This is a genomic window from Pantoea sp. OXWO6B1, from assembly GCF_001641135.1.
GTDB classification, from domain to species: domain Bacteria; phylum Pseudomonadota; class Gammaproteobacteria; order Enterobacterales; family Enterobacteriaceae; genus Pantoea; species Pantoea allii.
Map to the genome: position 1 here is coordinate 4,547,227 of NZ_LWLR01000001.1, position 12,905 is coordinate 4,560,131.

Here is a 12,905-nt window from a genome sequence, read left to right on the forward strand (position 1 = left end):
CGGCCTCTTATAATACGCGAGCCAGAAAGCGGCGCGTTCTCTCATGACGTGGATGGTTTAACACTTGCGTACTGCTGCCCTGCTCCACAATTTTACCGTCCACCATGAACACCACGTTGTCGGCCACCTCACGGGCAAAGCCCACTTCATGCGTGACGATCACCAGCGTCGTACCTGACCGGGCGAGCTTTTTAATCACGTCCAGCACCTCCCCCACCAGTTCGGGGTCCAGCGCTGACGTCGGCTCATCGAACAGCATGACGCGCGGTTGCAGCATCAAGGCCCGGGCAATCGCTATGCGCTGCTGCTGACCGCCAGACAGATGACGAGGCCAGGCATCGGCTTTATGGCGCAGGCCCACAATATCCAGGAGCTCGCCCGCCCGGGTTATCGCCTCGCGCTTTGAGAGCTGGCGATGGGCGATGGGCGCTTCGATTAAATTTTCCAGCACCGTGAGATGGGGAAACAGGTTGAAGTTCTGAAAGACATAGCCAACATTGATGCGCTGACGCAGAATCGCCCGCTCCTTCAGTTCATACAACCGGTCACCCCGGCGCTGATAGCCAATGTACTCCCCGTCAATCTGAATAAATCCTTCGTCTACCCGCTCCAGATGGTTAATGGTCCGCAGCAGGGTCGATTTTCCTGACCCGGAGGGGCCAAGAATTACCGTGACGGAACCCGGCTCCAGCGCCAGGGAGACATCGTCCAGCGCCTTGAGCTTGCCGAAACGTTTGCTGACGCCGGTCATGCTAATGGCCCCCTGCGCAGGGGATAAACGGTAATCAATGGCTTCGGACATGGCTGATCTCCTCAACAGGATTAAGCGGTGCGACGCGCGTGCGCCATTGTCGCCAGCGCGACGGTTGCGGTTCACGGCTGACGCTGCGAGCCAGCCAGCGTTCAACGCTGTGCTGAATCACTGACAGAACGGTGGTGATAATCAGATACCAGGCTGCGCCGACCATCAGTAAGGGGATCACTTCCTGATTGCGGTTGTAGATCATCTGAATGGTGTAAAACAGCTCCGGCATCGCCAGCACATAGACCATCGCCGTGCCCTTCGCGAGACTGATAATTTCGTTAAAGGCGGTCGGAATAATGGCGCGTAAGGCCTGGGGCAAAATGATGCGAAAAGTACGCCGCGAGGCCGACAGCCCCAGGGCAGAGGCCGCCTCCACCTGACCGTGATCGACGCCTAAAAAGCCGCCGCGAATGATCTCGGCACTGTACGCCGCCTGAACCAGCGTCAGACCAATCACCGCTGCGGGAAACTGCCCCAGCACGTTAATCGTCTGAAAGTGGCCCCATGACAGGTGGGTAAAAGGCACCCCAACGGACAACGTGTCGTAGAGATAGGAGAAGTTGTAGAGAATGATCAGCACGACAATCAACGGCAGCGATCGAAACAGCCAGATGTATCCCCATGCCAGACTGCTTAACAGCCAGGAAGAGGAGAGCCGCGCCAGCGCCAGCAAACCGCCTAACAGCAGGCTGAACACCGTGCCCAGCAGGGTCAAAAGCAGTGTCTGCCCCAGGCCATGCAAAATCACCGGGTCGAAGAACCAGCGGGCAAACACGCCCCATTCCCAGCGGGGATTAAACGCCACCGACTGTACAACGCCTGCCAGAATAAACAGCGCCACCACGGCACCCAGCGTTCGGGCTGGATAGCGGGCGGGCACCACCTGTAACTGTTGATGATGACTCATGAGCGATCCTTAGCTTGCCTGCGCAACGCTGTGCACATCGATAATTTTGATAAAACGCAGGCGACCATCGTGGGGCGGCTGACCAAAACGTTCCAGATCGCCATTCAGGTCGAACTGCGGCTGATAACCGTGGCCGATATACAGGCGCACGGCCTCGGGCTGGCGAAAGCCGGTGGTCAAAAACAGACGCTGATAACCCGCCCGTTTTGCTCGCCGCTCCAGCTCTTTCAGCACCACCAGCGCTAATCCCTGGCGGCGCAGATCGCCACGCGTCCAGATCCGTTTCAGTTCGGCGGTTTGTGCGTCATAAGGTTTGTACGCGCCCATGGCAATAATCTCGTCGTCACGCTCCAGCACAATAAATAAGCCGTGCGGGGGCAGATACCATTCGGCCAGCTCCTGTTCCTGGTGGCGGCTAAAATAATCGCCATAGCGGGCCGCATACTCACCGAACAAACCCGTCAGGATCGGCACCAGTTCAGGCGCATCCGGTGACAGCTCGCGAAATTGCAGTTCACTCATGGTGCGCTCCTCAGTCACCCAAACCCGGTGGATTAATCTCGGAATGATCGATGCGTTCAACGCCTTCTCCCCAGCGATCCAGCACCTTCTGGTAGTCACCATTTTGCATGACGCCATTCAGGGCCGTGCTGATGGGTTCCGCTAATCCGCTGCCTTTTTTGACCGTGACAGCAATGTGCGCGGCGTTAGGCCAGCCGCCATCCACACTGCCGACCAGGCGGGTTTTACCATTCAGTGACGCCTTCCAGGCGCCAATCACGTTTGGACCAAAATAGGCATCCGCACGTCCTGCCTGCAGCGCCAGCGTTTGGGCGGCGTCATCTTTGGTATAAATCGGCGTAAACGGCTTACGGCCTTTGGCCTGATTTTCTTTATCCCAGGCCAGTAAAATGGCCTCCTGGTTGGTCCCGGAACCGACAATGATGCGCAGCCCGGCGATATCTTCGGCTTTGGTCAGCGACTGAATGGGGCTGCTGGTTTTCACATAAAACCCCAGAGAATCTTTTCGGTAGGTGGCGAAATCGAACTTCTCTTTGCGCGCCTTCGTCACGGTGATGTTGGTGATGGCGGCATCATATTTCCCCGATGCCACACCAAGCGGCCAGTCTTCCCAGGAAGCCGGCACGACGTTAAGTTTCAGCCCCAGGCTGTCCGCCACCAGCCGGGCAATATCGACTTCGCTGCCCAACAACGTTTTGTTGTCATCAGAGAAAACGGTCAGCGGCGGTGAGTTCAGGGCCGCCACCGCCACGGTAAACGCGCCCGGTACGGCGAAGCGATAGTGGGCAGGCAGTTGCGCCACGGCTTGCGCATTTTTAACGGTGTGGATGGGGGTTTTATTGGCCTCAAGACTGACGCGCTGACCATTCACGGCAACACGGGTTCCTTCCGCAAGGCTGCTACCGCTGGCGGTCAGCATCAGCAAGGCGATAAGCATATTTTTCTGCATAGCAAAGGCTCTTATTGTGATGTGAATTGATTAACCGGCTGCGACAGGGCAAAGCTGTCACGCAGCGTGGAGCCCGGATAGTGACGGCGCGCTAAACCGCGCGCCTGCAACACAGGCACCACCTGGTCAACAAAACGTTCAAAAGTGTCTGGCGTACCGCCATTGATAATGAAACCGTCTGCGGCCTCGCTCTCAAACCACAGTTGCAGACCGTCGGCGACCTGCTCGGGCGTGCCATGAAACAGCGGACGCGGCGTTGCCGCTTCCAGTGCCGCCTGGCGCAGTGAATGACCTTGCTCACGCGCTTTGTGTTTAATCTCGTCGGTGGTACTGCGGAAACTGTTCTGGCCGATGTCGCCAATATCGGGGAAAGGCGCATCGAGCGGGTACTGGGAAAAGTCGTGATGGTCGAAGAAGCGGCCAAGATAGTTGAGCGCATCATGAATGGAAACCAGCGCGGCGGTGGTTTGATATTGCTGCTCCACGTCCTCAGCATCGTTGCCAACGATGACGCTCACGCCCTGGAAAATATGCAGATCCTGCGGCTGACGGCCATTTTTCGCCTGTAGCGCTTTGACGTCACGATAAAATGCCTGGGCTTCCTCGCGCGTCGGCTGATGCGTAAAGATGGCATCGGCATGACGGGCTGCCAGCTTTTTACCGTCGTCAGAGGCGCCCGCCTGAAAAATGATCGGTCGGCCCTGTGGCGTGCGTGAAATATTGAGCGGTCCCTGTACCTGGAAGAAGTCGCCGTGATGGTTAAGGGTGTGCAGCTTAGCGGGGTCAAAAAACTGGCCGCTGTCTTTATTGCGGACAAACGCGTCCTGTTCCCAGGAATCCCATAATCCTTTCACCACCTCAAGGTACTCATCCGCAATGCGATAACGCAGTGCATGTTCCGGATGCTGCTGCCGTGAGAAATTCTTGGCCGATCCTTCCAGCGGTGAGGTCACTACGTTCCAGCCGGCACGTCCTCCGCTCAGGTGATCCAGACTGGCAAACTGTCGTGCCACGGTGAAGGGTTCGCTGTAGGAGGTCGAGACCGTGCCCACCAGCCCTAAATGTTCGGTGACACCGGCCAGCGCCGACAGCAGCGTTAAGGGTTCAAACCGGTTCAGAAAGTGGGGGATCGATTTTTCATTAATAAATAAGCCGTCGGCGACAAACAGAAAATCCAGTTTGCCCTCCTCGGCTTTCCGCGCGATTTTTTTCGCGTAGTCAAAGCTGATGCTGGCGTCCGCCTGGGCGGCCGGGTGGCGCCAGGCCGACATATTTCCGGACGCGCCATGCAAAATGGTACCCAGTCGAAGCTGTCTTGTGGTCATGATGTGCTCTCTTTTATGCGTCAGGATGCCAGGCGGTTGTCCGGGACAGCCGCTCAGGCAAGTCAGAAAGTTGAACTTAATTCAGGGCGGGTTCACGACATCGGTCGTGAAGATGGTGCAACGCCTGCCGGGCGAGCTGTGCAAAGTAGTGGGCGGCGGGCGCTATCGAGGATTCGTCGGGCGTAAAACCGGCATGATGCAGGCCAAAGTCGCTGGCGCTGCCAATGCTGACAAACGCGCCCGGTACCTGCTGCAGGTAGAAGGCAAAATCCTCGCCCCCCAGATGTAAATCGGCAGTCTGTACCCGATAGCCCACCTGGCGAGCCACCTCACTGCTGAACTGCGCCCAGCGCGCGTCATTGATCAGCACGGGCGGCCCGGCGTGCCAGCTCAGGCTGGCCTGCGCGCCATTGGCCTGCGCGATGTTCTCCACCAGCGTGCGTACGCGTTTTTCCAGTTCGGCGCGCAGGTGCAGATCGTGAGTGCGGGCGGTGCCGCCAAACTCCACCGTTCCCGGCAGCACATTCCAGGTTTTACCGCCGTCAATGCGGGTGATACTGAGCACCAGGCTGTCGAGCGTGTTAAAGCTGCGACTGGTCAGCGTCTGAAGAGCCTGAATAATCTGGCTGGCGACCACGATGGCATCCACGCCCTGCTCTGGATGCGCCGCGTGCGCGCCCTTACCTGTCACGTGGATAACAAACTTGTCGGCGTTGGCATAAAACGCCCCGTCACGCGTGGCAAAGGTCCCGCTCGGCAGGCCGGGTTCGTTATGCATACCAAAAATAGCCTGTACCTGATCCAGTACGCCGGCCTGGATAAACTGTCTGGCACCGCGTGCAATCTCTTCGGCGGGCTGAAATAAGATGCGTACCCGACCGCGCAGTTGCTGCTGCTGTGCCTGCAGTTCAAGGGCCGCGCCCAGCATCACGGCACTGTGCAGATCGTGACCACAGGCGTGCATCACACCTGGCTGGCGAGAGTGGAAACTGACGCCGCTGGCCTCATGGATCGGCAGCGCATCAATATCGGCACGCAACGCAATCAGGTTTTCACCGTTGCCGATTTCCGCGACCACGCCGGTTTCAAGCGGGTAGTCGAGCAAGCGGATACCGGCGTTCTGGAGCCACTGGCGCAACCGTGCGGTGGTGGCAAACTCCTGGCCAGAGAGTTCGGGCCAGGTATGCAGCTCGCGTCGCCACGCAATTAACTGTGCTTCGTTCAGACTCATGGTGTACCTCGGCTAACACATCATGCTCAGGCGGCGACCCACTGATGGGTTGCCAGTAACTCCAGCGACCGGTAACGCGCGCGGGCATCGGCAATCGGCGTGTCGATAACAAACTCATCAATGCCGAAGTTATGCTGTAGCGCGTCGAGCTGGGCATGAACCTGGGACGCGGTGCCTTTCAGCAGGGATGGCGTGCGCGGCTCAATCAGATAATCGGTAAAGCCGCCCTGACGAACATAGCGTTCCGCCTGTTCCAGGCTGGCAACGTTGACGCCCGGGCCGCCTTTCACCTGCACGTGGAAATGTTTGAGATCGGCAACCAGCAAATCGGCCTGCGCTGGCGAATCAGCCACCACGACCTGCACTGCTACCAGCGCCCGTTTACCCTGTGCCTGCCGTGAATAGGCCTGCAGGGATCGCTCAAGACGCTGGCGATCGCCATTGATGTGCGCGGCAAAAACAAACTGCCAGCCCAACTGCGCCGCCAGTTGGGCGCTCTGCTCGCTCCCCCCCAACAGAAACCGCTGCGCCGGACGCGCGGGCAAGGGCGTGGCCCGTAGCCTTTCGTCGTCGTGCCGTTCCACATCAGGTTGCAGCCAGCTGTCCAGTTGCTGAAGCTGCTCGGCAAAACTGCCCTTTTCATCCTGATGCACCCCAAGCTGTAGCGCCCGGGTTGAAAGCGGCAGGCCGCCAGGCGCTTTACCGATGCCCAGATCGATCCGCCCCGGTGCCAGCGACGCCAGCAAATTAAAATTTTCCGCCACTTTATAGGGGCTGTAGTGCTGTAACATCACCCCGCCAGAGCCAATACGAATGTGCTGGGTTTGCGCCACAAGCCAGGCGATTAAAACTTCAGGTGACGGGCTCGCCAGCTGTTCAATATTGTGATGTTCCGCCAGCCAAAAACGGTGATAGCCCCATTTCTCAGCCTGTTTCGCCAGCTGCAACGTGCGCTGAAGCGCCGCCGCCGGTGTTTCACCTTCTGCCACGGGCGATTTATCTAACAGACTTAATTGATATGCCATTCACCTGTCCTCACTCATTTCCGTTAAGGCTCAGTGTGGCGATGCGGGTATATTTCGTAAAACAATAAATATGACAATATGAAGTTAAAAAGTGGCAATAGAATTAAATGAATAAACGCATTCCGCGATGGCATTATTTATTGCCTTCCTACCAACCCCGCCAGAATCGATATTAATTCCGCGTTTAACCATGCTGTATTTGCTAATTTTCGCTAAGCTTTGATTAATTCCTTACTTTATCGACTCACGGTATTGCCCGATGATGATCCATCGGGTCAAACAGGTGAGAGAGAGGGATAAAGTATGTTAAAAGTCAGTACCTTATTACAAATGCTGTTCCCACATAACAGCGAGACAGCTTGCCAGCATAGCCCCGTTAAAAAGCCCCGTGCAGGTGCTTGCTCTGGGTCTGACAGAGAATTATCCACCCGCGATTATTCAGGCAGAGAGAATGAAAATCATCATTATGATGCGTACTCGACGTCGGTATCGGTGTTATCAACCCAGGATCATGCCCTGACGCAATTGCCCGATTACCCCTGGCAACCCAATAACCTGTAACGGCTAAGCAGGAATATCTAAGATTGCGTTGGACTGTTTGAACAAGGAGACTCATGACTTCATTTTTACTGGAACGACTGGTGCAGTGGCGTCGTGAACTGCACCAACATCCTGAACGCTCAAATCAGGAGTTTGCCACCACGGAACGTATTACGCGCTGGTTGCAGCAGGGCGATATTCGTTTGCTGCCCTTGCCATTGACGACCGGCGTGGTCGCGGAAATTGGCCAGGGCGAACCCCTTATTGCCCTGCGCGCCGATATTGATGCTCTGCCTGTCGACGAGGCCGTGCATTCTGCCTGGATGTCCCAACAACCCGGCGTGATGCACGCCTGCGGACACGATATTCATACGTCGGTGATGCTCGGCGTTGCCCATCAGCTTAAGCAACGTGAAGCCACGCTTCCGGGCCGGGTACGTATTCTTTTTCAGCCCGCAGAAGAGACGTTTGAAGGTGCCCGACAGCTGCTTGCCGCAGGTGCGCTGGACGGCGTGCAGGCCATATTTGGTATGCACAACGCGCCGGATCTGCCACTGGGTACGCTGCGAACCCGGCCTGGCGCGTTTTACGCCAATGTCGACCGCTTTATTATTCGGGTGCACGGCAAAGGCGCACATGCCGCCCGGCCCCAGGAAGGTATTGATGCCATTGTGATTGCCAGCCACATCGTGACGGCATTACAGACGTTACCTGCGCGGGTGTTTAGCGCCCTGGAAACGGTCGTGCTGAGCGTCACCCGTTTCACGGCGGGTAATACCTGGAACGTGCTTCCGCAGGAGGTGGAACTGGAAGGCACGGTCCGCACCCACCATGCTGCGCTGCGTCAGCAAATCCCTGAACGTATGACGGCGCTGATTCAGGGAATCGCATCGGGCTTTGGCGCTCGCGCCGGGCTGGAATGGATAGCGGGGCCACCTGCCCTGATAAACACGCCAGAATGGACAGAAATGGCCCTGGATCAGGCCGTCCAAAGTGGTTATCGCGCTGAACAGGCCGTTACGCCGCTAATGGGCGGTGAAGATTTTGCCTTTTATCTGCAACAGGTGCCGGGGGCCTTTGTGAATATTGGCAGTGCCAGCGAATATGGCCTGCATCATCCGGCGTTTAATCCCGATGAAGCCATGCTGGGGCCCGCTGTCGACTATTTTACACAGTTGGCACCGCGCGCCCTGGCGCAGGTGGCGGCGCAGTCGGTCAGCAAACGCGAAACTGTTATATAAAAAATGGCCTAATCTGTGTCTGAACGCCTTGACTGTTATCTGTTCTAATAGCTATCAGTTGAAAGTGAGGGGAACGATGGACGCCATTAAACAGATCTTGATCGACGAAATTAATACGCTCAACCGTGAAGAACGCCGGGATAACCTGCCGCGCTTCAGCTTCTCTTTTTTGAAAAAACATCCCGGACTGTGGGCAGTGATGTACCTGTGCTACGGCCTGTGCGTGGCACTGATTTTTTCCACTGAGATGCTGGGCTGGCCAGCCTTCTGGTTCGCGACCGCCTTTGTACTGGTGATGAGCTTTCTGATGTTGCTGGATATCAATCCCAAATACCGTTTTGAAGATATCGATGCGCTGGATCTGCGGGTTTGCTACAACGGCGAATGGTATTACGTGCAGCCGCTGCCTGAACAGGCGGTATCGCGCATTATGTCTTTGCCGGATGCGCCAGAGCGCGTCAAAACAGGGATTGACCGTTTGCTGAAGCAGAAAGGGGAAGTGGACTTTTACGACGTTTATTACCTGACCTGGGGGCACCGCCAGGCTGCGCAGGTTTAACCGCGCGCCATGTCGGCCATGATCTCACCCAGGGTGACGACCGCCGCCTCGGCTCGCGAATCCCAGGGCCAGGCGGTGTTAAGCCGGAAACAGTGGCTGAACTGTTCACCGGCGGCAAACAACTGCCCCGGTGCAATACTGATACCTTTTGCCAGCGCGCGCTGGTAAAGCTGGGTGGTATTAATACTGTCCGGTAGCGTCACCCACAAAAAGTAGCCCCCGGCGGCGTCGCTCACCGTGGACGGTGCGGGCAGCACCTTCATCAGTGCCTGACGCGCCAGTTGCTGGCGCTTTGCCAGACTTTGCCGAAGCCGTTTCAGATGATTATCGTAGCGGCGGGTCGCCAGAAAATCCGCCAGTGCCAACTGCATCGGTGCACTGGTCGAAAGCGTACTCATCAACTGCAGGCGTTGAATACGTTGAGCATGCTGGCCCGCAGCGACCCATCCCACACGAAACCCCGCCACCAGCGATTTTGAAAAAGAACCGCAGTGCAGCACATTGCCATGGCTGTCCCAGGCTTTTGCCGGCAGGGGCGGCGCGCCCTCACCCGACAGCTCAGCGTACACATCATCTTCGATCAGCGGCACCCGATGACGGGCAAGCAATTCCACCAGCTGCTGTTTACGCTCGGGGGTCAGCGTGGCACCTGAGGGATTTTGCAGGGTCGTCATTAGCCAACAGGCTTTAACAGGCCAGCGCTGAAGCGCGTCCTCAAGCTGCTGTAAATCAATGCCGTTCTGCGTGTCGACGGGAATAGCCAGCGCCTTGAGCTTAAGCCGTTCAATCGCCTGCAGTGCGCCATAGAAACTGGGCTGTTCAATCACCACGTAGTCGCCGGGTTCGGTAAGGGATTGCAGACTGAGATTCAGCGCTTCCAGCGCCCCGCTGGTAATCACGATTTCATCGGGAGATAACGTGATGCCCTGACGGGCGTAACGCTGCGCCAGCAGCTGGCGCAGCGTGGCGTTGCCGGGGGGCAGATTATGCAATGCATCGGTCGGCGTCAGCTGGTGTGAGACGTTCGCCAGCGAACGCATCAGCTGACGCTGGGGAAACAAAGCCGGGTCGGGGAACGCCGAACCAAACGGCACAATGGCCGGATCGCGCGTGGCCTGCAAAACGTCGAACACAAAGTCATTAATATCCACCCGCTCGCTGATAGCCACGCTGAGCGGTGCGGCTGCCAGCGCCCGTGGCGCGACGTAATAACCGGACTGCGGGCGCGACACAATCCATCCCTGACTTTCCAGCAATTCATAAGCATGCAGCACGGTCATCAGGCTCAGCCCCTGCCGGGCGACCTGCTGGCGCAGCGAAGGCAAACGGGTGCCCGGCGGCCAGATACCGGCTTCGATTTGCTGCTGAATGTCATCCATTAACTGCTGATATTTCGCCACGGCATGTCGCTCCTGATGCTGAGGCGTCACTTTATCATGTTGATCACCTGTAACAAAAAAAGCCGTGGCGGTTAACGCCTTAGCACTCCAGCGCTGCGGGTTTGTCTGCTTCAGTGCCAACAAACTCGTTAAGCTCTTCGATACGTTCCGGTGGAAGGGGGCGACCCAACAGATATCCCTGTAGCGTGTTGCAGCCAAGTTGGGTCAGAAAGGCCTGCTGCTCGGGCGTTTCGACGCCTTCAGCCACGACTTTTAACTGTAAAGACTGCGCCAGCGCCACAATCGCCGAGACGATGGTCGCATCTTCCGACTGGTGCTGAAGCTCGTTCACGAAGGCCCGATCGATCTTCAGCTCACTGGCTGGCAGGCGTTTGAGATACAACAAACTGGAATAGCCGGTTCCAAAATCGTCAATCGAGGCTTTGACGCCGAGCTCCGTCAGTTCGGTCAGAATACGGACGCTTTCATCGGGATTACGCATTGCCGTCGTTTCCGTCACCTCCAGCGTTAACTGCGTGGCGGGAATATGGTGCAGCGCCAGCGCCGCTTTAACCGTTTCGACCAGGTTGCTCTGCTCAAACTGCAGCGCAGACAGGTTCACCGCCACGGACCATGCCAGATGGCCCTGCAGGTGCCACTGATGCAATTGACGGCAGGCTTCGTTAATCACCCAGTTACCGATATTCACTATCATGCCGGTTTTTTCCGCCATCGGCAGAAAGCAGTCCGGCGTCAGCAAGCCGTGTTTCGGATGCTGCCAGCGCAGCAGGGCTTCAAAGCCCATAATCGGGCCGTGCGGTGCACAGTATTTGGGTTGGTAAAACAGCCGCAGCTCGTTGTTATCCAGCGCATGCCACAGATCGTTATTCAGCTGTAACTGACTTTGCGCCAGCAGATTCATGGAGGGCTGGAAAAAGGTATAGCCGTTGCGGCCGTTATTTTTGGTGTGGTACATCGCGGCATCCGCATTGAACATCAGCTCGCGCTCATCCTCGCCGTCACCGGGATATACCACAATGCCGATGCTCAAGGAGACCACTAACTCGTAACGGGAAATAGAGAACGGGCGAACCACCGCTTTTACCAGTTGATCGGCGACCGCCGCCGCATCATTTGGCTCGGTGATTTCAATCAGCAGGACAAATTCATCGCCACCCAGACGCGCCAGCGTGTAGTAGCCTTTCATCTGTTCACTCATTCTTTCCGTGACGCTGACCAACAAACTGTCGCCAATGTGGTGACCAAAGGCATCGTTGACCGCTTTAAACCCATCGAGATCCATAAACATCAGAGCAAACTGGCTGCTCTCACGATTGGCTTTATTCATCGCCTGTTCAAGGCGGTCTTCCAGCAGGATGCGGTTTGGCAGTCGGGTCAGATTATCGTGGAGCGCCAGCTGGGCCAGTTCACGATTGGCCTCAGCCAGTGAACTGGCCAGGATAGAGGTACGTGCCTGCATGCGCGCATCCAGCATGGAAACCAGCAGGGTGATACCGAGTATGGCGATGGTCACTACGGTGACCACAATGGCTAACCAGTTGCTGTTAACGCCCGAAGACATGGTATGGCTGCCTGCAGGGAATGAAGCCGCCATCATGCCGGTGTAGTGCATACCGGCAATGGCGGCGCCCATCACCACCGATGCACACAGCCGCAGTGTCGCGACGCGTCCCTGATGCCCTTCACGCAGCTTAAACGCCAGCCACAGGGCAGCAACGGAGGCGGCCAGCGCAATGATCACCGAAATCAGCACCCAGCCCCAGTTCCAGATGATACGGGTCGAGAGCACCAGGGCGGCCATGCCGGTGTAATGCATAGCGACAATGCCGCTGCCGAGGACAACAGCACCGCCGGCTAAGCGCGGCAGAGGCAGGTCCCCCTGACAGACCAGCCACAGGGCGAAAATGGATGCACACACCGCAATACCGGCAGACAGCGCCGTCAGGGATGCGTCATAACTCATCATCATGTCCAGGTCCATGGAAAGCATGCCAATAAAGTGCATGGCCCAAATACCAATGCCCATGGCAAAGCCACCGCCAAACAGCCACACGAGTGCGACCTTACCGGTTGAAGTGGCTACACGTCCCGCCATATCCAGCGCGGTAAAGGAAGCCAGCATCGCCACTAATACCGAAATGACGACGATGAATGCGTTATATGAGGCCACTAGCATAGTGTTTATCCGAACAGCGCCGAGCGCGCAGCTGTGATGTTGACGTTGAAAAAGATGTTTTGTCTTATTTACCGGTTATCGGCGCGAAAAAAGACTAAATTAGGCTTTTTTAATAGAGGTTCCCAATGCTTCCGAGCGTCCGGACCAATCAACCTTGTCTGCCGAACAGGGAAATCTGTCGTTGTCCGCAGGGCGCTATCCAGGCGATTACCGCTCTCCCGGCAT

Annotated in this window: 12 protein-coding genes; 3 read left to right on the forward strand and 9 right to left on the reverse strand. The window is 57.0% G+C overall.

All coding sequences use genetic code 11. The annotated features are described in order from the left end of the window. Window positions 1-7: 7 nt before the first annotated feature. The 7 genes from A6A26_RS23150 to A6A26_RS23180 all read right to left on the reverse strand — a co-directional run bounded on the left by A6A26_RS23150 (window position 8) and on the right by A6A26_RS23180 (window position 6,764). Window positions 8-802, reverse strand: a complete 795-nt coding sequence (locus A6A26_RS23150; protein ID WP_063880913.1) for an amino acid ABC transporter ATP-binding protein — start codon at window positions 800-802, stop codon at window positions 8-10. After that, window positions 786-1,712 (reverse strand): amino acid ABC transporter permease, encoded by a 927-nt coding sequence (locus A6A26_RS23155; RefSeq protein ID WP_063880914.1) that lies wholly within the window; start codon window positions 1,710-1,712, stop codon window positions 786-788. The genes A6A26_RS23150 and A6A26_RS23155 overlap by 17 nt, the downstream gene beginning before the upstream one ends. A 9-nt stretch (window positions 1,713-1,721) precedes the next feature. Continuing rightward, window positions 1,722-2,234 carry a GNAT family N-acetyltransferase gene (locus A6A26_RS23160; protein WP_063880915.1) on the reverse strand — a complete coding sequence of 171 codons (513 nt, stop codon included), beginning with the start codon at window positions 2,232-2,234 and terminating at the stop codon, window positions 1,722-1,724. A gap of 10 nt (window positions 2,235-2,244) precedes the next feature. Beyond that, on the reverse strand, window positions 2,245-3,183 hold the full coding sequence (locus A6A26_RS23165) for an ABC transporter substrate-binding protein (protein ID WP_063880916.1): 939 nt from the start codon (window positions 3,181-3,183) through the stop codon (window positions 2,245-2,247). 11 nt (window positions 3,184-3,194) lie between these two features. Next, window positions 3,195-4,508 (reverse strand): LLM class flavin-dependent oxidoreductase, encoded by a 1,314-nt coding sequence (locus tag A6A26_RS23170; protein WP_063880917.1) that lies wholly within the window; start codon window positions 4,506-4,508, stop codon window positions 3,195-3,197. Window positions 4,509-4,584: 76 nt separating this feature from the next. Next, complete coding sequence (locus tag A6A26_RS23175; protein ID WP_063880918.1) at window positions 4,585-5,739, reverse strand: amidohydrolase; 1,155 nt, start codon at window positions 5,737-5,739, stop codon at window positions 4,585-4,587. A gap of 26 nt (window positions 5,740-5,765) precedes the next feature. After that, entirely contained in the window at window positions 5,766-6,764 is a 999-nt protein-coding gene (locus A6A26_RS23180) for an LLM class flavin-dependent oxidoreductase (RefSeq protein WP_063880919.1), read from the reverse strand. Between the two features lie 303 nt (window positions 6,765-7,067). On the opposite strand from A6A26_RS23180, the gene A6A26_RS25665 reads away from it, so the two are divergent. The 3 genes from A6A26_RS25665 (at window position 7,068) to A6A26_RS23190 (ending at window position 9,104) form a co-directional block, all read left to right on the forward strand. Next, window positions 7,068-7,325 carry a hypothetical protein gene (locus tag A6A26_RS25665; RefSeq protein WP_156506698.1) on the forward strand — a complete coding sequence of 86 codons (258 nt, stop codon included), beginning with the start codon at window positions 7,068-7,070 and terminating at the stop codon, window positions 7,323-7,325. A gap of 53 nt (window positions 7,326-7,378) precedes the next feature. Beyond that, window positions 7,379-8,545 carry an amidohydrolase gene (locus A6A26_RS23185; protein ID WP_063880920.1) on the forward strand — a complete coding sequence of 389 codons (1,167 nt, stop codon included), beginning with the start codon at window positions 7,379-7,381 and terminating at the stop codon, window positions 8,543-8,545. A gap of 76 nt (window positions 8,546-8,621) precedes the next feature. After that, window positions 8,622-9,104 (forward strand): YlaC family protein, encoded by a 483-nt coding sequence (locus A6A26_RS23190; protein ID WP_063880921.1) that lies wholly within the window; start codon window positions 8,622-8,624, stop codon window positions 9,102-9,104. On the opposite strand, the gene A6A26_RS23195 is transcribed toward A6A26_RS23190, so the two are convergent. Further along, window positions 9,101-10,504, reverse strand: coding sequence for an aminotransferase-like domain-containing protein (locus A6A26_RS23195; RefSeq protein ID WP_063881257.1), 1,404 nt, complete (start codon window positions 10,502-10,504; stop codon window positions 9,101-9,103). The genes A6A26_RS23190 and A6A26_RS23195 overlap by 4 nt on opposite strands. Window positions 10,505-10,583: 79 nt before the next feature. Beyond that, the gene (locus A6A26_RS23200; protein ID WP_063880922.1) at window positions 10,584-12,680 is read right to left on the reverse strand and encodes a putative bifunctional diguanylate cyclase/phosphodiesterase; all 2,097 of its coding nucleotides are present in this window, start codon (window positions 12,678-12,680) and stop codon (window positions 10,584-10,586) included. Window positions 12,681-12,905 lie beyond the last annotated feature (225 nt).

Coding starts and splice junctions, on each gene's coding strand:
- A6A26_RS23175 (WP_063880918.1), bottom strand. CDS start 5,739: ATGAGTCTGAACGAAGCACAGTTAATTGCGTGGCGACGCGAGCTGCAT.
- A6A26_RS23190 (WP_063880921.1), top strand. CDS start 8,622: ATGGACGCCATTAAACAGATCTTGATCGACGAAATTAATACGCTCAAC.
- A6A26_RS25665 (WP_156506698.1), top strand. CDS start 7,068: ATGTTAAAAGTCAGTACCTTATTACAAATGCTGTTCCCACATAACAGC.
- A6A26_RS23180 (WP_063880919.1), bottom strand. CDS start 6,764: ATGGCATATCAATTAAGTCTGTTAGATAAATCGCCCGTGGCAGAAGGT.
- A6A26_RS23160 (WP_063880915.1), bottom strand. CDS start 2,234: ATGAGTGAACTGCAATTTCGCGAGCTGTCACCGGATGCGCCTGAACTG.
- A6A26_RS23155 (WP_063880914.1), bottom strand. CDS start 1,712: ATGAGTCATCATCAACAGTTACAGGTGGTGCCCGCCCGCTATCCAGCC.
- A6A26_RS23200 (WP_063880922.1), bottom strand. CDS start 12,680: ATGCTAGTGGCCTCATATAACGCATTCATCGTCGTCATTTCGGTATTA.
- A6A26_RS23165 (WP_063880916.1), bottom strand. CDS start 3,183: ATGCAGAAAAATATGCTTATCGCCTTGCTGATGCTGACCGCCAGCGGT.
- A6A26_RS23170 (WP_063880917.1), bottom strand. CDS start 4,508: ATGACCACAAGACAGCTTCGACTGGGTACCATTTTGCATGGCGCGTCC.
- A6A26_RS23150 (WP_063880913.1), bottom strand. CDS start 802: ATGTCCGAAGCCATTGATTACCGTTTATCCCCTGCGCAGGGGGCCATT.
- A6A26_RS23185 (WP_063880920.1), top strand. CDS start 7,379: ATGACTTCATTTTTACTGGAACGACTGGTGCAGTGGCGTCGTGAACTG.